This is a genomic window from Pseudomonas farris (assembly GCF_019145235.1).
Classification (GTDB): domain Bacteria; phylum Pseudomonadota; class Gammaproteobacteria; order Pseudomonadales; family Pseudomonadaceae; genus Aquipseudomonas; species Aquipseudomonas farris.
In genome coordinates, this window is sequence record NZ_JAHSTV010000007.1 from 367193 (window position 1) to 389059 (window position 21867).

Below are 21867 nucleotides of genomic sequence, written 5' to 3' on the forward strand. Positions count from 1 at the left end.
TCAGCTGTTCTGTGCAGCCTTGGCGTTTTGCAGTTGCCGGGCTTTTTCCGTCAACAAGGCTTTTTCTTCCGGGCTCATGCTGTCCAGGCGCAACCGTGTCCGGGCCAGTTTCTCCAGTTGACCGGGGCTGCTTTCCCGAGATCGCAACACCAATGCCAAACCCGCCACGGTCGGATGATCAAACACCACACCGGGATGGATTTCGCACTGCAACAACTTGCGAATACCGGCCACCAGTTTGATCACCAACAACGAATGGCCACCGGCGGCGAAGAAATCCCGATCAATGCCCAAACGCTCAACACCCAGCAGCTGCGCCATGCGTGCCGCGAGCAATTGCTCGAGCGCATCCCGTGGCGCCAGACATTCTTCGTCAACCAGGCTTGCGCTGAGTTGCTGCAACGTCTTGCGGTCGATCTTGCCATTGGCCAGCCGTGGAAAACGCTCGATGAACTGCACGTGCTGCGGCAGCATCACGGCGGGCAGGCGCTGGGCCAGTTCGCTGCGAACGACCTCAAGCAAGGCCGGCGAAGGTGGCTGATGAGGCACGACGAATGCCTGCATCCCCTGTTCAGCTGTAGCGCCTGGCAACACCAGTGCTTCAGCCACCTGAGGCAGGCGCAGCAGTTCAGCTTCGATCTCCACCAGTTCGATACGGAAACCACGCACCTTGATTTGTTGATCGCGCCGACCGTGCAACTGAATCGCCAAATCCGGGCGATAACGCGCCAGATCTCCGGTGCGATACAGACGTTCCTGAGGATTGAACGGGCTCTGAATGAACACCTGCGCATCGGCCTCGGCATTGATGTAACCACGGCATAATTGCGCGCCACCCAGGTACAGTTCGCCCAACATCCCGACCGGGGCCAGTTGCAAGTGGTCGTCAAGGACATACACCTGATTGTTACCCAGCACCTGGCTGAGGGCGGCAGTCTCTTGAATTCCACCGTCCAGCAACAGCGGATGGATCAGCACACCCACCGTCGCTTCCGTCGGGCCGTAGTGGTTGAACACCCGGCAATCGCTGCGCAACTGAGCGATACGCTCAAGCAGCGTTGGGGCGATCGGTTCGCCACCGAGAATCAGCGTAGACGGCAGTAGCGGACTGTCGCTGTCGAGCAGCGCGGCAAGGTGCGACGGAACGATCTTCAGGCAATCGATAGCCTGCTGTTTCAAGTAATCGGCGAACAACCGGCCGTCCTGCATCTGCTCGTCACTGGCCACATGCAGCGTCGCACCGTTGAACAGGGCACCAAACAATGCGGTGTTACCCAAGTCTGCCGCCACGGTAGACGAGAAGCCAACGTGTTTACACTGATTAAGCCCCAGGGCCTGACTGGCATGAGCGGTGTAATTGAGCAATTGTTGATGTTCGATCACTACGCCTTTGGGTACACCGGTGGAGCCTGAAGTGAACAGCACATAGGCCGCATCGCTGCCCTGGGTATCGAATTCGATGACCGGTGCCGACAGGTCCGTCGATTGGCACAATTGATTCAGTGTGGAGACGCTCAACGAATGACCGTGCCACTGATCAATCTGCGCGGCATCCACCAGCAGCAAAGCGGCCCCGGCCTGCTCCAGCATCAACGCCTGACGCGCCATCGGCCATTGCGGGTCCAGCGGCAGATACGCCGCACCGACACGCCAGGCCGCCAGCATCGCCACCACCAGATCGGCCGAGCGCGGCAACGCCAACGCGACGATCGAACCTCGGGCCAGGCCCTGGGCTTTCAAAGCCTTGGCCAACACGTCGACATTGGCCTGCAATTGCCCGTAGCTCAGGTGTTGCTGCGCGTCGGTCAGTGCGACAGTGTCCGGTGTGGCATGCGCCCAATCGGCAATGCGCTGTGGCAAGTATCGGCCATCCACCAGCGGCCGAGGTGGCGGGTTGATTGCCAGCAAGCGTTGTTGCTCGGCGGCCCCCAGCAATGCCAGTTGCCCCGGCTCGGCTTGAGGATTGGCCACGATGCTCGCCAGCAATACGCTGAACTGCGTCATCAGCCCTTCGACAGCCGTCAGCGAATAACGCTGCGTGGCGTAGTGAAGATGCAGGCGGCCCGATTCGCCCGGTTCGAATTGTAGCATCAGTTCAAATTGAGTTTCCCGAGCAACGGGACGCTGCACGGGTGTCCACTGCAGCGCGCTTGAAGTCTGGGGCTGCGGTGCGCGCCAGATTACGAAACCATAGGCCGGTCTGGCCGCCTCGGATGCGAGTTCCGGCAACCAGTATTCCTGCCAGGTGCGGTGTTCATCCAGGCGTGCTGCCAGTTCACCGACCCAGGCGCTGAACGAAGTACGTGCCGCCATCGACAAATGCAGCGGCAGGGTTTTCTCGAAAACGCCCACGGCGTCGCAGAAATACTCATAGTCGTCGCGACTGTCGTGCCGCACCCCGACCAGTATCTGTTCGTTCCCGCCCAGACGCCCCAACAGCAACCACCAGACGGCTTGCATCACGACGCTCAGCGGTTGCGCCAGCGAGCCTGCCAACTGCTGCAGCGCGTTATGCAGCGTGGGCTCAAGCGTGGTCGTCAACAGCGCTGTAGCGGACGATGCCTGGGCGGTTGCGGCCCGGTAGCCCAGCCATGGGGTGGACAGGTCGACATCCGCGCCTTGCAGGTGCTGCTGCCAGTAAGTCCGGGCACTGGCCGCATCCTCGTCGAGCACCACTTCGCTGCGCCATTCCAGGTACTGGGTGAATTCCCCGGTCTCGTCATCAGCCTCGGCCAGCCCCTGCTCATACTCCCGCAACAGTTGCTGATAAATCAGCCGCAAGCCGCTTTCATCGATGCAGTGCCGGGCAACGCCGAGCACCAGGGTCCAGTGATTGTCCGCCTGGTGATAGAGCATCGCCTGAGCGCTCTCCGACTCACCGACGACAAACGATCGTGCCGCCCATTCGGCGAGTTGAGCGTGGATTTCGACCGCCGTTTCCAGGCGTGTCTGCACCGTCAACGGGAAGCGCCCGGCCCCCCCGGCGAACTGGCGCAGACCATGGAAGCCCGGCGCCTTGGCCAGGCGCGGCACCAGCATCGGTTGCTGCGCCAACAGCGCATCCAGCGCCGCTTGCAGACGCTGCGGGTCAAGCGCACCGGTAATGTCCACTCCCAGCAAATGCAGCGCATCACTGCAGGCCGGGGCCTTGGGCAGTTGCTCGAGCAACCCCTGCTGCTCGGGAGTCAGGGCGAAACCCAGGTCCTGCGCGTCCATCGATACCTCATTCATGCTCCGGTTTCCTCGGTGTTCATGGCGCCTTGGGCGGTCTGTGCGCTTTCAAGGGCACTGCGGTCGAACATGTCGCCCATGGCGACGACGATCTTGCGCGGGCCTTCGAACGGGTCACGGGCGTGAGCCACAAGCATGTTGTCCAGCAGGATCGCATCGCCTTTTTGCCAGTCGAAACGCACCGCGCATTCCTCGTACAACTCACCGATGCGCTGCATCACCTCGTCTTCGATCGGCGAGCCATCGCCGTAATAGACATGACGCGGCATCCGCTCCAGGCCGAACATCGACAGCAGGTCTTCACGCACATCCGGCTCCAGCCAATAGATGTGGTGCAACTGCACCTGATTGAAGAACGACTTCTCGCCGGTGATCGGGTGACGGATGATCGCCGGCCCCGGAGTACGGGTTTGCAACTCATCGTTGTCGAGCCAGCGCCATTCGATACCACCGGCACGGCAACGGGCCTCGACCTCGGCGCGATCTTCGGTCTTGAAGAAGTGCTGCCAGGACACGTCGAGCTTGTCGGTGAACGTGCGTACGTAGAGCAAGCCCTTGTTTTCGAACTTTTCACGCAGGTCCGCCGGCAGTTTTTCGTACATCAACCGGCAATCGACCACCGGCGTCGCACCGCCCACGGGCGCCGCCTGCTCGCAATAGAACATCTGCTTGCGCGGCCAGCGATCCTGATGCGAACTCTCGTTGTGGAACAGGATCATCTTGCGTTCCGGGTACGGCGTGGAGCGGTAGGTGTTCTTGCCGCCCTCCTTTTTCGGCAGGTCGCCATACTGGCCATAGAGCCCCGGCTGGATCGCTTCGGCAAAGGCTTCAAAGCCCTGAATACCGTCCAGTTCGAAGCCGCGGAACAGAATGCCGGCGTGCTCGGCCAGTTTCTGTTCGATCAATGACCGGTTGTGGTTGATCCACTCGATCACATCCAGGTGCGGCTCGTTCGGCTCCAGCAGCAACGGAAACCGCTGCGGTGCAACCAGCAGGGATTCACGCAGCGGCGACGGCCGGACTTTGGCGACCGGAGTCGCGGAACGCTTGAGGAATTTGCCGAGTTTGTCGGCCTTGGGTCCCGGGGCGGCGGCAGGCATAGCAGCCACCGCGCGGTTGTCGACAGGCATACTGAGAGCTCCCAATTGAATGTCCTGATCAGCGACGATCTGTTCCAACAGGGCTATCCAGGCCTTGACCAGGTACTGAATGCGCTCATGTCCGAACAAGGTTGTGGCGAATTGCCAAGTCCCCAGCAATTGCCCTTCTTCATCGTCAACGAACAATGCCATGTCGAATTTAGAATGGGTCTCGAGCGCCGGCAGCGCTTCCACGCTCAAACCGCCCATGGCCTGGACGCGTCCCGGCAGGTTGTTCATCACGAACAACACCTGCACCAACGGGTTCATGCCCTTGTGTCGCGGTACGCCCGAGGCGTCGACGATCATGTCGAACGGCAGGTCCTGATGCTCCAGGGCGCTGAGCAGGGTTTCCTGGGTCTGCGCGAGGAAGTTCGAGAACTCGGCGCCGGCCTCGAACCGCGAACGCAGCGGCAGCACGTTGACGAAGAAACCGATCAGCCGCTCAAGCTCCGGCTGCTCACGCCCGGCGACATCGGCGCCGACCAGCACATCGGCACCACCACTGACCTGGTGCAGCAGCACCTGGAACGATGCCAGCAGCGTGCTGTACAACGTGACGCCTGCGTCCATGGATAGCTTGCGCAGTGCGCGGCTCAAACCGGTGGTAAGCCGGAACTGCACCGCGTCGCCCTCATAGGACGGCGTCAGGCCGCGCGGGTTATCCAGTGGCAGCATCAGCTGCCCGCTGTAACCGGCGAGCCGGTCTTTCCAGTACTCGGCCTGTTGCCCCAGAACCCCTTGCTGCTCAAGCGCCTGCTGCCAGAGTGCGAAGTCGGAATACTGCACCTCCAGCGCCGGCAGTGGCGTCAGGTCGCCGTCCTCGGCACGGTCGTAGCTGTCGTAAACTTGCACCAATTCATTAATCAAAACCCCCATCGACCAACCATCGGAAATGATGTGGTGCATGGCGTACAGCAACACATGTTCGGTCGGCCCCAGGTGCAGGATTCGCCCACGCAACAGCGGTGCCTGTTCCAGGTCGATCGGTGTGCGCGCGTTATCCAGTGCCGTTTGCGCCACCTGTTCTTCCTGAGCACTGCGCGACAGCCCGGACAGGTCGATCACCGGGAAGTCCAGCTCGACATGCTCGGCGATCAGCGCAATTGGGTCGCCCTCGTCGTCCTGCGTATAGGCGGTGCGCAGCACTTCGTGGCGGCGCACCACCTCGGCAAAGCTACTCAATAGTCGCTCGATCGACAGCTCGCCGCGCAAGCGCAGGGCCATCGGCATGCCGTAGGTCGACGTGCCGCCGGACAACTGCTCGGCGATCCACAGACGGCGCTGCACCAACGACAACGGTGCGCTGTCCTTGGCGCCATGGGCCTTGAGCGCCACGGAACCAGCGCCCGTGCCCGTCGTTGGCGCGTCCTGCTGCTGGCGCATCCAGATCGCCAGTTCCTTGAGGCGTGGATGGTTGAACAGGTCACGCAAGCTCAGCGGATGCGCCGAAAGTTTGCGCAACCGTGAAACCGCCTGAGTCGCCAGCAGGGAATGCCCGCCCAACTCGAAGAAGTGATCCTCGCGACCGACCCGCTCGAGTTCCAGCACGTTCTGCCAGACCGTCGCAATCTGTTCTTCGAGTTCGCCGACCGGTGCGACAAAGTCCCGAGACGATGCGCTGACATCAATGCTCGGCAACGCCTTGCGATCGATCTTGCCATTGGGCGTCAGTGGCAGGCTTTCGAGGAACAGCACATGCGCCGGCACCATGTAATCCGGCAGGCTTTCCTTGAGATGAGCCTTAAGTCGTGCTTTGAGTTCTTCGCGCAGTACGGCCTGTGCCGAGGCCTCGCCAAGCGCCAGCGCCGGGTCATCGAACACTACGTAGGCGACCAACTGCTGGCCCAATGCGCCCGGATGCGCCACGACCAGCGCTTGTCGCACGCTCGGCGCCTGAAGCAGACGGGCTTCGATCTCGCCCAGCTCGATACGGAAGCCACGCACTTTCACTTGATGGTCGATACGCCCGGCGTATTGCAATGTGCCGTCGGCCTGATAGCGGGCCAGGTCACCGGTGCGGTACAAACGTTCGCCGTTGCTGGCAAACGGGTTCGGCACGAACTTCTCGGCGGTCATCGCCGGGCGCCCCAGATAACCGCGAGTGATGCCGGCACCGGCCAGGTACAACTCGGCCGATGCGCCCAGCGGCGCCGGTTGCAGATCGGCCCCCAGCAGGTAGCTGGCGGTGCCTTTGAGCGGCCGACCGATGTTCGCCGTGCCGCCGGCTTCGCGGCGACTCCAGGTGGAATAGGTGGTGTCTTCCGAGGGGCCATACAGGTCGTAGACATGTTCGATGCTCGCTTGTTGGTACAACGTCTCCACCAGACTCTGCTTCAGTGGCTCACCGGCCAGGTTGATGATGCGCACGCCTGACGGTATGTGCCCGGCATCCTGCAATGCGGCAATGGCCGACGGCACGGTGTTGATCAGGCGTACCTGCTCCCGCGCCGGCAAGTGCGGCAGTTCCAGGGCATTGCGGGCGATGATCAGCGAACCGCCGTTGGCCAGGGTGACAAACAGCTCCCACACCGACAGGTCGAAGCACACCGACGTCGAGGCCAATACCCCTTGAATGTCGTCGCGGCTGTACACCGACCGCGACCAGTCCATCAGCGCCAGCACATTGCGATGGGTAATCGCCACGCCTTTGGGCTTGCCGGTGGAACCGGAGGTGTAGATCACGTAGGCCAGGTTGTCCGGCGTCACCGCGGTCACCGGCGCGTGGTGCGGATAAGCCGCCAGTGGCGCTTCGAGCTGATCGAGCAGCAGCACCTGAGTATCAGCGCCTGTGGCCAGCGTCGTCGCCACCGCCTGTTCGGTCAGCAGCACCAGGGCACGGCTGTCCTCAAGCATGTAGGCCACGCGATCGGCCGGATAATCCGGGTCCAGCGGCACATAGGCGCCACCGGCCTTGAGCACCGCCAGCAGCGCCACCAGCAAGTTGTCGGAACGCTGCATCGCCACGCCAACACGGACTTCCGGGCCGACACCGCATTCGATCAGCTTGTGGGCCAGACGATTGGCCCGCGCATCGATGTCGGCATACGTCAGCTGCTGGTTGCCGAAGGTCACGGCCAACGCTTGCGGCTGCACAAAGACCTGACGATCGATCATCTGCTGAATGCACAGATCCTCGACGCCACAGGCTTCGGTGCGGTTCCAGTCGCGCAGTACCCATTGCTGTTCGGCTTCGTCCAGCAACGCCAACTCGCCGAGACAACGCTCGGCGCTGGCGCTCATATGGATCAACAGGTGCTGCAACTGGGCGGCCAGTGTCGCCACGGTGGCCGCGGCAAAACGGCTGTGCTGATAGCTGAAATGCACCGTCAATCGGCTGTCCAGGCTCACCGCCAGCGTCAACGGGTAGTTGGTTTGCTCATGCCTGGCCACCTCGCCGAAGCGCAGGTCTTGCGGCGCGCCCTGTTGCAGGGCTTCGGCGATCGGGTAGTTCTCGAACACCAGAATGTTGTCGAACAGGGCTTCACCGCTCTGCCCGGCCCAGCGCTGAATGTCGAACAGCGGCGTATGTTCCTGCTCACGCAATAACAGATTCTGCGCCTGCACCTGCTGCAACCACTGCGCCAACGGTTGTTCGGCACGGGGGCTGGCGATGACCGGCAAGGTGTTGATGAACAGACCGATCTGCTGTTCTACCCCACTCAGCTGCGCCGGACGACCAGAAACCGTGGCGCCGAAACTGACGGTGTCCTGCCCGGTGTAACGCTGCAACAACAGCAACCAGGCAGCCTGAACCAGGGTGTTGACGGTGACTTTCTGTCCCCGGGCAAAGGTGTTGAGGTCATCGGTGACAGCGGCGTCCAGGGTCAGGAAATGCTCACCCTGCGTATCGATGCCAGCCTGGTTGCCACGGTAAACCAGCGCGTCGGCCAGACGGGTCGGTGCTTCGTAGTTCGCCAGTTGGTCCTTCCAGAAGTGCTCGGCGACCTGCGCGTCCTGTTGCCCCAACCACTGGATGTAATCCCGATAACGACCCGCCGCGATCGCCGGTGCCTGGCCGCTGTAGCGTTGCAGCACTTCGCCCAGCAGCTGCGAGTTGCTCCAGCCATCCATCAGAATGTGGTGGCTGGTGTAAATCAGCTGAAAGCGTTCGGCGGCGACTTGTACCACCACCAGGCGCAGCAGAGGCGCCTCATGCAGGTCGAAGCCCTGTTGCCGTTGTGCATGAGCCAGTGCCTCGAGCGCTTGGGGCAGGTCGTTCTGCCCACGCCAGTCATGAAAGGTGAACGGCACTGGCAAGCGTTTGTGGATCACTTGCTGTGGCCGCTGCAATTCGCCGTCCCAGACAAAACTGCTGCGCAGCACATCGTGCGCATCCAGTGCCGCTTGCCAAGCGTCGCGGAAACGCTCGACCTGCAAACCTTCGACGCCCACGCACAGCTGATTGATGTAATCGCCGGCCTGCTGCTCGTAGAGGGTGTGGAACAACATGCCTTGCTGCATCGGTGACAACGGGTAAATGTCTTCGACCTGGCGTGGCGCCACGGGCAACGAATCGAGCTGGATTTGCGTCAACCCGGCCAGCGGGAAGTCCGACGGTGTCAACCCCTGGTGCCGAGCCTGACAGCAGTGCTCGATCAAGATCCCCAGTTCCCGCGCATAAGCATCCGCCAACCGCGCAATGGTCGACTGATCGAACATCTGCCCGCTGAATGTCCAGCCGATACTCAATTCGCCGCCATACACCCGACCATTGAGGGTCAGCCAATTGTCCAGAGACGCCAGCGGACTTTGCTGCGCGCCCGCCGATTCGCTGGCCGGGGTGAACAGTGCGCCCGCCTCGTCGCCAAACCCGGCATCGAACTGGCCCAGGTAGTTGAAGGTAATGCGCGGCACGGGCAAGGCTTGCAGCACCTGTCGGGTGCTGTCATTGCCCAGATAGCGCAGCGCGCCAAAGCCCAGGCCTTTATCGGGGATCGCCCGCAGTTGCTCTTTGATCGCCTTGATCGAGTCCTGCGCAGTCGCCGCCGGGGTCAGCCTGACCGGGAACAGACTGGTGAACCAGCCTACGCTGCGGCTCAAGTCGAGTTCTTCGAACAACGCTTCGCGACCATGGCCCTCGAGCTGGATCAAGGCCGATGCATCGCCCGTCCAGTCAGCGATCACCCGCGCCAGCGCCGTCAGCAACAGATCGTTAACCTGTGTGCGATAGGCCGCCGGCGCCTCCTGCAACAGCTGGCGGGTCTGCTCTTTGTCCAGACGGGTCTGCACATGCAAGGCGTGACGATTGTGCAACTCGCCCTGTGGTCGATCGCAAGGCAAGTCATTGCGCGAATCCTGCAATTGCCCTTGCCAGAACGTCAGCTGAGCCTGCATCACCGCACTGTCGGCATGTTGTTGCAAGCGCCGCGCCCAGGCCTGGGTGGCGCTGGTCTTGGCCTGCAATTTGAGCGCTTCGCCGGCCTGCAACTGCTCGTAAGCCTGTTGCAGGTCTTCGAGCAGAATGCGCCAGGACACGCCGTCGACGACCAGATGGTGGATCACCAGCAACAGACGCTGGCTGCCATCGGCCATGTTCGCCAGCACGGCGCGCAGCAGATTGCCGCTCGCCAGGTCGAGGCTGCGCTGGGCCTGCTCGCCCAACTGCTCGAGCGCCGCCGGATCGGCGATCTCGGCGGTCCACAGCAAAGGCGACTGTTGCCAGAGCACCTGTTGCTCAGCCAGCGAACGATGCTGCGCGGTCCAGCGGTTGCCCTGACGGATGAAGGCCAGACGCAACGCGTCGTGATGCGTGATCAGTGCCTGCAACGCACGCTCCAGGTGTTGGGCATGCAACGGTTTGGCGGAGTTGAGCAGCACCGACTGGTTCCAGTGGTGCGGCTCGGCCATCTCGCGCTCAAAGAACAACTGCTGAAATGGCAGCAATGGCGTGTCGCCGGTGACCGGGCCCTGGTCGATGCTCAACCCGCTGTCGCCGACAGTCGCCACCGCCGCGAGGCTTTGCACGTTCTGGTGCAGGAACAAATCTTTGGGGCTGAAATGGATCCCTGCCTGACGCGCCCGGCTGACCACTTGAATCGAGATGATCGAATCGCCACCCAGCTCGAAGAAGTTGTCGCTGATACCCACCTGCGGCCGACCCAGCACGCTTTGCCAGATCTCCACCAACGCCTGTTCGGTGGCAGTGGTCGGTGCGGCGTAAGCCTTGCTGCTGGTGGTCGTGTCAGCCTTTGGCAACGCCTTGCGTTCCAGTTTGCCGTTGGGGCTGACCGGCATTTTCTCCAGCCACAGCCAATGCTGCGGGACCATGTAATCCGGCAAGGTCTGGCTCAAGTATTCCTTGAGGCTGCGCTGCACGGCGTTGCGAACGTCATCGTCGGCGTGCAGCAGTGCGTCGCGGGCCGGCACCACATACGCCACCAACAGCGTGCCGTCCTGGGTGATGACCACCGTTTCACGGACTTCGTCGTGTTCGGCCAGGCGCGCTTCGATCTCGCCCAATTCGATGCGCAGGCCACGGATTTTCACCTGATGGTCCATGCGCCCGGCGTACTCGATCACCCCGTCGGCACGATAACGCGCCAGGTCACCGGTGCGGTACAGACGCTGGCCGTCGCCGAAGGCACTGGTGACAAACCGCTCGGCGGTCAGTGCTGCACGGCGGTGATAACCCCGGGCCAGGCCTTCGCCGCCCAAGTACAACTCACCGATCACACCCACCGGTACCGGCGACAACTCGTGATCGAGAATGTAAGTGCCCAGGTTGGCGATCGGCTGGCCGATCGGCACGCTGTCGCGACCTTCCTCGATGCACGTCCAGTGCGTAACGTCGATGGCCGCTTCGGTCGGGCCGTAGAGGTTGTACAGCCCGGCATTGGGCAGCTTGGCAAACACTTGCTGCTGCGCATCCACTTGCAGGGCTTCGCCACTGCACACGATCCGGGTCAGGCTGGTGCACTTGCCCACCGAAGGGTCTTGCAGGAACGCCTGCAACATCGAAGGCACGAAGTGCAGCGTGGTGATCTGTTGCGCGGTGATCAGTTCGATCAACTGCGCCGGATCACGATGAATACCCGGCGCGGCCACTACCAGTGTCGAGCCGGTCAACAGCGGCCAGAAGAATTCCCAGACAGAGACGTCGAAACTGAACGGCGTCTTTTGCAGCACGCTGTCCGTGTTGTCGAGCCGATAGGCTTGTTGCATCCAGCACAGACGATTGACCAGCGCCGAATGACGGTTGCCCGCCCCTTTCGGTTTGCCGGTGGAGCCCGAGGTGTAGATCACGTAAGCGAGGTTTTCACCTTCAAGGTCGACGCTTGGGTTGGAATCGCTGTGCCCTTCCAGCCAATCGCCGTCCTGATCCAGCACCAGGCTGCGAATGCCTGCCGGGATCGGCAATTGCTCAAGCAAGTGGCTCTGGGTCAGCAACAGCTGAATGCCGCTGTCTTCAAACATGTAGGCCAGGCGTTCCTGCGGGTACTCCGGGTCCAACGGCAAATAAGCACCGCCCGCCTTGAGGATCGCCAACAAGCCCACGACCATTTCCACCGACCGCTCGACCGCGATGCCCACTAGCACATCCGGGCCGACGCCCTGCTCAATCAGCACGTGAGCCAGTTGATTGGCTCGGCCATTGAGCTCCGCGTAGCTCAAATGTTGTTCAGCAAACACCAGCGCACACGCATTCGGGGTTTTACCGACCTGTTCTTCGATCAGGTCATGCACGCTGCGGCTCAACGGGTAGTCGACAGCGGTGGCGTTCCAGTCGACAACCGTCAGTTGCCGCTCCTGGTCATCAAGCACTGCCAATTGCCCGACCGGCCGGTTGATGTCCTCGACCAGGCCCCGCAGCAGATTCAGCCAGTGCCGACCCATGCGCTTGATGGTCGATGGCTCGAACACATCGGTGGCGTAGGTCAGCGAGGCGTGCAGGCCTTGTGGGTTATCACTGGTGTCCAGGGTCAGGTCGAACTGCGCGGTGCGGTGCTCCCAGCTGAGGTTTTCCAGATCGATGCCCGGCAAGGATTCGGCCAGCGTTGACGCCGCTTCACTGCGGTGGTTGAACATCGCCTGGAACAGCGGGCTGTGGCTCAGGTTACGTTGCGGTTGCAAGGCATCGACCAACTGCTCGAACGGCAAGTCCTGATGCATCTGCGCCGCCATGGCCGTCTGCTTCACCTGTTGCAGCAATTGAGCGCCCGTCATCTGGCCGTCGAACTCGGCGCGCAGCACCTGAGTGTTGACGAAGAAGCCGATCAGACGCTCGGTTTCCAGCCGGTTGCGGTTGGCAATGGGCACCCCGACGCGGATGTCGGCCTGGCCACTGTAGCGATGCAGCAAGGTCTGGAATGAACCGAGCAACAGCATGAACAGGGTGACGTTTTCGCGCCGGGCCAATGCCTTCAGCTCATTGCTCAGGGATTCGTCGAGGGTGATCGGCAGACGCGCGCCGCGGAAACTTTGCTGCGCCGGACGCGGATGATCCAGTGGCAACTCCAGCAGCGGCTGTTCGCTGCCCAGCTTTTCGGTCCAGTACGTCAATTGCCGATCCCGTTCACCGGCGGCCATCCATTGACGCTGCCAGACCGCGTAGTCGGCATACTGCACCGGCAACGCTGGCAGTTCGGCCGGCCGGCCTTGGCTGATCGCCGAGTACAGGCCCATCAGATCATCAATCATCACCTGCAACGACCAGGCGTCGGAGACGATGTGGTGCAGGGTCAGCACCAGCACGTGATCCTGTTCGCCAACCTGCAGCAGGACGAAGCGCACCAACGAACCGTCGAGCACATCGAACGGACGTTGCGTCTCCTGTTCGACGAAGGCCTTGATACTCGCCTCATCACTGGCGGCCAGACGCTGTTCGACAAAGCTCACTCGACCTTGCGGGCGGATCACCTGCCAGGTGCGGCCATCTTCTTCGACGAACGCCGTACGCAGGCTCTCGTGGCGCTCCACCAGCGCCTGGAAGCTTTGCTGCAATGCGCTTTTGTCCAACTCGCCGCGCATCCGCAGTGCGGTCGGAATGTTGTAGGCGGCGCTGTCGGGGTCCATTTTCCACAGGAACCATTGACGCTCCTGGGCAAAGGACAGCGCCAGCGGTTGATCACGGTCGACCCGGGTCATCGCCGGTGACTGCTCGCCGGGTTCGGCGCCCAGTGCCTGGACGAAATCCTCCAAGGTGCTGTGCTCGAACAGGCTGCGCAACGGCACCTGGATCTCCAGCATCCGACGTACCCGCGACACCACTTGGGTCACCAACAGGGAGTGCCCACCCAGCTCGAAGAAGTTGTCGGTCAGGCCTACGCGATCCAGCTTCAGCACGTCCTGCCAGATCGCGGCGACTTGCTGTTGCCGTTCGCTCTGCGGGGCGACGTAACGCGTCTGCAACTGGCTGGCATCCACCGCCGGTAACGCCTTGCGATTGAGCTTGCCGTTGGGGGTCAGCGGCAGGCTGGCGAGGAACAGCACATGCGCCGGGACCATGAATTCCGGCAGGCATTCCTTGAGCCGCGCCTTGAGTTCATCACGCATACGCAGTTGATCGTCGGCGGCATTGAGGTCCAGTTGCGGCGCGACCACATAGGCCACCAGTTGCTGGCTGCCCAGGGCTTCCTGCGCCAGCACCGCCACTTCGCGAACTGCTGGCTGCTCCAGCAAACGCGCTTCGATTTCACCCAACTCGATGCGGAAACCGCGGATCTTCACTTGATGGTCGATGCGCCCCGTGTACTCGAGCACGCCGTCGTGACGATGGCGCGCCAGGTCGCCCGTGCGGTAGAGCCGCGCACCATTGCCGAATGGGTCAGGCAGGAAGCGCTCGGCAGTCATCGCCGCACGGTCGTGATACCCACGGGCCAGGCCGTCGCCACCGATCAGCAGTTCACCAATGGAGCCCGCCGGGTTCGGCGCCAAATCATCGCCCAAAATGTACAGCGTGGTATTGGCAATCGGTTTGCCAAGGTACGGCTGGCGCTGCTCGCGGGTCAGCTGCCAGGCCGCCGACCAGATGGTGGTTTCGGTCGGGCCATAAAGGTTCCAGACCTGCCCTGCCAGGCCAAGCATGCGCTGGGCCAGGTCATCGGCCAGCGCTTCGCCGCCGCAGAGGAATTTGCAGCCCTGGAGGATGGGAGCCTGTTCGTGGTCGAGCAACATGCGCCAGGTCGACGGCGTGGCCTGCACCACCGTGACCGCCTGTTGCCGGATCATTTCCAGCAACGCTTGTGGGTCCTGGGCGGTCTGCTTGTCCACCAGCACCACACGGGCGCCACTGAGCAGTGGACCGTAGATTTCCAGGCCGAAAATATCGAACGAGAACGTGGTCAGCGACAGCATGCGGTCTTGGGCATCAATTCCCGGCTCCTTGACCATGCTCACCACAAAGTTCACCAGCGCCTGATGGCGCACCATCACCCCTTTGGGCTTGCCGGTGGAACCGGAGGTGTAAATCGCATACGCCAGGTGTTCACCGCTGATCACTACCTGCGGATCGGCTTCGCTGTAACTGCGAGCGTGCTCGCCTTGCGGGTCGAGCAACAGGGTCTGCACGTCAGCCGGAATCGGCAGTTGCCCGATCAAATGCGCCTGGGTCAGCAGCAATTGCAGACCACTGTCTTCAATCATGTGCGCCAGACGGTCTTCGGGGTACTGCGGGTCCAGCGGCACGTAGGCACCGCCCGCCTTTAGAATCGCCAACAGACCAACGAGCATTTCCAGGCTGCGGTCGATGGCGATACCGACCAATTGATCCGGGCCGACACCCAGTTCGATCAGCCGATGCGCCAACTGGTTAGCCTGGCGATTGAGTTGTGCATAACTCAACGATTGCCCGGCGAACACCAGCGCGGTGGCCTGCGGCGTGCGCAGGGCCTGGGCTTCGATCAGTTGATGGATGCAGCGGTCGGTCGGGTACTCGGCGGCGCTGCGATTCCAGTCCACCAGCACCTGCTGTTGTTCGGCTTCGTCGAGCAGGTCCAGTTCGCCCACCCGCTGCTGCGGATCGGCAACGATGCTGCCCAGCAGGTTTTGCCAATGCCGTGCCAGACGCTCTATGGTCGCGCCGTCAAACAAATCGGTGGCATAGGTCAGCTGTGCGCCGAGGCCCTCGGGGCCGTCGAATGTTTCCAGGGTCAGGTCGAATTGCGCGGTGCGCGATGGCTGATGCAAGTGGCGGATCGTCAACGCTGACTCGCCTGCGCCCTGCCGGCTTTGGGTGGCGCCGGTGCTCTGGTGGTTGTACATGACCTGGAAAAGCGGGCTGTAACTCAGGCTGCGTTCCGGCTGCAAGGCCTCGACCAGCTGTTCGAAAGGCAGGTCCTGATGCGCCTGGGCGGCCATCGCCGTGTTCTTGACCTGGGCCAGTAACGCGCTGAACGTGGCCTGTGCATCGAATTCGGTCTTGAGGACCTGGGTGTTGACGAAGAAGCCGATCAGCCGCTCGGTCTCGACCCGGTTGCGGTTAGCGGTCGGCACGCCGACGCGAATGTCGGCCTGGCCACTGTAGCGATGCAACAAGGTCTGGAAGGACGCCAGCAACAGCATGAACAGCGTGACGTTTTCGCTTTTGGCCAAGGCTCTCAAGCGCTCGCCCAGTGCCGTCGGCAACGCCAGTTCATGACGGGCACCCCGCAGGCTCTGGACCGCCGGACGCGGGTAATCGGTGGGCAATTCCAGCACCGGATGCTCGCTGCCCAAGTGCGCCTGCCAGTAGTCCAGTTGCCGCTCGCGCTCCCCGGCTTCCATCCAGTGCCGCTGCCAGATGCCATAGTCGGCGTACTGGATCGACAATGGCGGCAAAGTGAGTTCTTGGCCCTGGCGGTAGGCGCCATACAGTTGCAGCAACTCGTCGACCATGACCCGCATCGATGCGCCATCCGAGGCGATGTGGTGCTGGGTCAGGGTCAGCACGTGCTCCTGTGCGCCAAGGCGCAACAGGTTGACACGCAACAACGGCCCGTTGACCAGATCGAAAGGCTGCCCGGCCTGTTCAGCCACGAATGCCTGAATCTGCGCCTCTGGCGACAGGGCACCGGGGGTTTCATCCAGTTCGTGCATGGCGACGGTCAGGTTAATCTGCGGATGAATCACCTGCACCGCCCGCTCATCCTGCTGCTGGAATGTGGTGCGCAGGCTTTGATGACGGGCAATCAGGGTATTGAAGCCGCGTTCGAGCGTCGATACGTCGAGCTCGCCCTGCAACTGCATGGCGCTGGGGATGTTGTAGGCGGCGCTGCCAGGGTCCATCTGCCAGAGAAACCACTGGCGTTCCTGAGCAAAGGACAGCGGCACCGGATCGAACTGCGACTGCGTTTCGGGAATCGGCAAGTTCGCTGGCGAAACACCCTCCTCGAGCATCTTCTGCAGATAGACCCTGCGCTTGTCGAGCGGCAAAGTAATGAAGCGCCGGGCGATCTTCAAAGCGACATTGGTATCCATCAAGCTTCCTCCATTTCGTCAAGCAGGGCGTCCAGCTTGCTCAGTTTCAACGTATCGACCTGCTCACCTGCGGTTGCCAGACTGCTGACGAAATCCGTGAGTACGGGGTGTTGAAAAATCAGTTGTGGGGTCAGTTTCAGGCCCAGTTCCAGTTGCAGGCGTGAAACCACATTGACGGCCAACAACGAGTGGCCGCCCAGTTCGAAAAAGTTATCCAGCAAGCCGACCCGCTCGATTTGCAGTACGTGCTGCCAGATCGCCGCGACCTGCTGCTCGCGCTCGCTCTGCGGGGCGATATAACGCACCTGCAAATGACTGGTCTCCACAGTCGGCAACGCCTTGCGGTCGAGTTTGCCGTTAGGCGTCAGTGGCAGGCTGGCGAGGAACAACAAGTGCGCCGGAACCATGAACTCCGGCAGGGATTCCCTGAGCCGTGCCTTGAGTTCATCACGCAAAGACTGCTGATCGTCGGCGGCAGTGAGGTCCAGTTGCGGCGCGACCACGTAGGCCACCAGTTGCTGATTGCCCAGGGCTTCCTGCGCCAGCACCGCCACTTCGCGGACCGCTGGCTGCTCCAGCAGACGCGCTTCGATTTCACCCAGTTCGATGCGGAAACCGCGGATCTTCACTTGATGGTCGATCCGACCTCGGTACTCGAGCACGCCATCGGCCTGATAGCGGGTCAAATCGCCGGTGCGGTACAGGCGCTCGCCATTGCTGGCGAACGGGTTCGGCACGTACTTCTCGGCCGTCATGCCCGGCCGGCCCAGGTAACCCCGGGTGATGCCGGCACCGGCCAGGTACAGCTCGGAGGACACGCCCAAAGGCACCGGTTGCAAATCGGCATCCAGCAAGTAACTGGCGGTGTGTTTGAGCGGCCGGCCAATGTTCGCCGTGCCACCCGCCTCGCGGCGGGTCCAGGTGGAATAGGTGGTGTCTTCCGACGGGCCGTAAAGATCGTAGACATGCTCCACGGTCGGTTGCCCATAAAGCGCGTCGACCAGCGACTGCTTCAGCGGCTCACCAGCGAGGTTGATGATGCGCACACCCGGCGGAATCTGCCCGGCGCTCTGCAGCGCATTGATCGCCGACGGCACGCTGTTGATCAGGCGCACTTGATCACGAGCCAGCAATTGCGGCAACTCCATGGCGTTGCGCGCGATGATCAACGAACCACCGTTGGCCAAGGTGACAAACAACTCCCACACCGACAGGTCGAAGCACACCGAGGTCGAGGCCAACACACCCAGAATGTCGTCGCGGCTGTATACCGATTGCGACCAGTCAATCAGCGCCAGCACATTGCGATGGGCGATGGCCACGCCTTTGGGTTTGCCAGTGGAGCCGGAGGTGTAGATCACATAAGCCAGGTTATCCGGCGTGACACGAGTGATCGGGGCGCTGCGCGGATAATCCGCCAACTGCGGCTCGATCAGGTCCATTAGCAGCACTTGGGTTTCGGCAGTGACGTTCAACGTTGCAGCAACAGCCTGCTCGGTCAGCAACACCCGCGCATGGCTGTCTTCAAGCATGTAGGCCACGCGATCGGCCGGGTAATCCGGGTCCAACGGCACGTAGGCACCGCCGGCCTTGAGCACCGCGAGGAGCGCGACCAGCAGGCTGTCCGAGCGCTGCATCGCCACGCCGACCCGCACTTCCGGGCCCACGCCCAACTCGATCAGCTTGTGGGCGAGACGGTTGGCGCGGCCATCGAGTTCGGCGTAAGTCAGCTGTTGGCTGGCGAAGGTGACCGCCAGCGCGTCCGGTTGGGCGGCGACTTGGCGGTCGATCAACTGATGAATGCACAGGTCTTGGGCGAAGCCTTCATCGCTACGGTTCCAGTCCAGCAAGACCTGTTGCTGTTCGGTCTCATCCAACAGCACCAACTCGCCGAGGCAGCGTTCACCGGCGTCGATCATCTGGCTCAACAGGTGCTGCAAATGAGCCGCCAATTGCGCAACCGTCGCCGATGCAAAACTGGCGCGCTGATAGCTCATGTGCACCGACAATTGAGTGTCGAGGCTCACCAGCAGGGTCAACGGATAGTTGGTCTGCTCCAGGCTTGCCACCGGACCAAAGCGCAGTCCTTGCGGCGCGCCCTGCTCCAGGGCTTGGGAAATCGGGTAGTTCTCGAACACCAAGATGTTGTCGAACAGCGCTTCACCGCCCTGCCCGGCCCAGCGTTGAATATCGAACAGCGCGGTATGTTCGAACTCGCGCAATGCCAGGTTTTGCGCCTGCACCGCTTGCAACCAGCTGTTGAGCGATTGCTCGGCCCGAGGGCTTGCGATCACCGGCAAGGTGTTGATGAACAGACCGATCTGTTGCTCGACACCCGGTAGGTCGGCCGGACGACCGGCAACCGTCGAGCCGAAGGCCACGGTGTTTTTACCGGTGTAGCGTTGCAACAGCAGCAACCAGGCTGCCTGCACCAGCGTGTTGACAGTGACTTTCGAGGCCCGGGCAAACTCGCCCAGACGCCGGGTTTGATCGGCATCCAGTACCTGGAAATGATCGCCATAACCTTGGGTGTCGATAGACGTTTGAGGCTTCGCGACGGTCTGGGCCAAACGCGTCGGCTCGTCCAGCGCGTGCAGCGCCGGGGTCCAGAACGCTTCACTGGCCGCCGTGTCCTGACGTTGCAGCCAGGCGATGTAATCGCGATAACGCCCGCTGTGAGTGACGTTGAACTGACCGCTGTAACGCTGCAGCACTTCACCGAGCAACTGCGAGTTGCTCCAGCCATCCATCAGGATGTGATGGTTGGTGTAGATCAGGTGATGACGGTTGTCGTCGATGCGCGCGATCACCAAACGCAACAAGGTCGACGCGCTCAAGTTCAGGTTTTGGCGCTCAGTGTCGGCGAGCGTCTGCAAGGCCTGATCGCGCTGCGGATGCACGCGCAAATCATGCAGGCTGTAAGGCATTTGCGCGTGTTTGCTAACCACTTGCACCGGGTTTTCCAGTTCGCCCTGCCAGACAAATCGTGTGCGCAGAATGTCGTGGGCATCCACGGCCGCTTGCCAGGCCTGATGGAAACGCTCGGGGTCGAGCCCTTCGACGTCCAGGCGTAACTGGTTGATGTAATCGCCCGTGGTTTCTTCGTACACGGCATGGAACAACATGCCCTGTTGCATCGGCGACAGCGGGTACAGGTCTTCGATCGACTGCGGCGCCAGCGGCAAGCCGTCCAGTTGTGCCTGGCTCAAGCGCGCCAGCGGGAAGTCCGACGGGGTGACGCCGTGATTTCCGGTCTGGCAGCAATGGGCGATCAGTGCTTGCAGTTCCTGCGCGTAATCGTCGGCCAGCCCCTGGATGGTCGCCTCATTGAACATTTCACGGCTGAAGGTCCAGCCCAGGTTCAGTTCGCCGCCATACACCTGACCATTGAGGGCCAGTTGGTTAGCCAATGGCGCGTTGGCATCCAGCTCATCGCCAGCCGCTTCGCTGGACGGCACGAACAACGCGCCGTCAGCTTCAGTAAAGCTGCCGTCGAACTGGCCCAGGTAGTTGAAGGTCAGGCACGGTACTGGCAATTGGCTGAGGGTTTTACGTGCAACGTCGTCACCCAGATGGGCCAGCGCACCAAAACCGATGCCCTTGTTCGGGATCGCGCGCAGCTGTTCCTTGATCTGTTTCAGCGAGCCGCCAAGGTCTGCGACCGGCGTCAGTTTCGCCGGGTACAGGCTGGTGAACCAGCCGACCGTGCGGGTCAGGTCAATGCCGTCGAACAGCTCTTCACGGCCATGACCTTCAAGCTGGATCAATGTGCTGTCGGCGCCGGTCCAGCGCACCATGACGCGGGCCAGTGCGGTCAGCAGCAAATCGTTGACTTGGGTGCGATAGGCCGCCGGGGCGTCTTGCAGCAATTGGCGGGTCAGTTCCTTGTTCAGTTGCGTACGCACCGTCAGTGCGTGTCGGTTCTGTTGCCCGCCCTGGGGATTATCCGCCGGCAAAGCCACTTCGACGCCTTGCAACTGCTGTTGCCACCAGGCCAGTTCGGTGCGCAGTTCAGCGCTGTGAGCGTAGGTTTGCAGGTGCTCGGCCCAGACCTTGGCGGCACTGGTTTTGGCTGGCAATTGCAGGGTTTCGCCGGTCAACAGTTGACGGTAGGCGGTTTGCAGATCGTCGAACAGAATGCGCCACGACACGCCGTCCACCACCAAATGGTGGATCGCCAGCAACAGTCGCTGACTGCCGTCATCGAGGTTCGCCAGCACCGCACGCATCAGTGGCCCGTCTTGCAGGTTCAGGCTGCGTTGCGCTTCGTTGGCTACCGCTTCCAGTGCCGTGGCGTCGGCGACATCGACCGCCCAGACCATCGCATCGGTCTGGCTGTCCAGCGCACGGTACTGCGCCTGCCAACCCTCGGCCTGTTCGGCGAAGCTCAAGCGCAAGCCATCGTGGTGCGCAACCAGTGCGCCCAAAGCCAGCTCCAGCACGTTGGCATTCAAGGTTTGCGTCGGCTTGAGCATCACCGTCTGGTTCCAGTGCTGGCGCTCGGGGATGGCCTGTCCGAAGAACACCTGTTGCACCGGCAACAACGCCAGTTCGCCCGTCACCGGCCCTTGATCGATGAACTGAGCCTGCTCACCAAGACGCGCCACCGTGGCCAGTGCCTGAATGGTCTGGTGCTGGAACAGGTCTTTTGGCGTGAAGCGGATACCGGCCTGTCGGGCGCGGCTGACCACTTGAATCGAGATGATCGAATCGCCGCCCAGCTCAAAGAAGTTGTCGCTCAAACCGACCTGATCGAGTTTCAGCACGTCCTGCCAGATCGTCGCCAGTTGCTGCTCCAGCGCGCTTTGCGGCGCGACATAGGCTTGCTGCAATTGACTGACGTCCGGTTTGGGCAGGTTCTTGCGGTCGAGTTTGCCGTTGGGGGTCAGCGGCAGGCGCTCAAGCAGCAGCAAATAAGCCGGCACCATGTGCGCCGGCAGCACGGCTTTAAGTTGTTCGCGCAGGCTTTCGGCGAAATCGGCGCGATCGGCATTGAGCGCGTCGGCCACCACATAAGCCACGAGGCGCTTGCCGCTGCCGGCGGTGCCTTCCTGGGCAACCACCACGGCTTCGCGCACACCTTCGAGGGTTTGCAGGCGCG

General features: G+C 62.0%; 3 protein-coding genes (1 of these 3 running past the window's edge). All 3 read right to left on the reverse strand.

The window, feature by feature from the left end; translation table 11 throughout:
* Tightly spaced (each overlapping or abutting the next), the 3 genes in view from KVG95_RS17400 to KVG95_RS17410 form a layout consistent with a single transcriptional unit that may run on beyond the window.
* Entirely contained in the window at positions 1-3231 is a 3231-nt protein-coding gene (locus tag KVG95_RS17400; protein ID WP_217857304.1) for a non-ribosomal peptide synthetase, read from the reverse strand.
* Positions 3228-16766 carry a non-ribosomal peptide synthase/polyketide synthase gene (locus tag KVG95_RS17405; RefSeq protein ID WP_217857305.1) on the reverse strand — a complete coding sequence of 4513 codons (13539 nt, stop codon included), beginning with the start codon at positions 16764-16766 and terminating at the stop codon, positions 3228-3230. The genes KVG95_RS17400 and KVG95_RS17405 overlap by 4 nt, the downstream gene beginning before the upstream one ends.
* Positions 16766-21867, reverse strand: the end of a protein-coding gene (locus tag KVG95_RS17410) for a non-ribosomal peptide synthetase (protein ID WP_217857306.1). Its footprint extends 7279 nt past the window's final position; only the last 5102 of its 12381 coding nucleotides appear in the window; its start codon lies beyond the right edge, outside the window; it ends in the stop codon at positions 16766-16768. The genes KVG95_RS17405 and KVG95_RS17410 overlap by 1 nt, the downstream gene beginning before the upstream one ends.

Bases quoted from the DNA above. Each gene is read 5' to 3' on its own strand.
- KVG95_RS17400 (WP_217857304.1), bottom strand. From the start codon at position 3,231: ATGAATGAGGTATCGATGGACGCGCAGGACCTGGGTTTCGCCCTGACT.
- KVG95_RS17405 (WP_217857305.1), bottom strand. From the start codon at position 16,766: ATGGATACCAATGTCGCTTTGAAGATCGCCCGGCGCTTCATTACTTTG.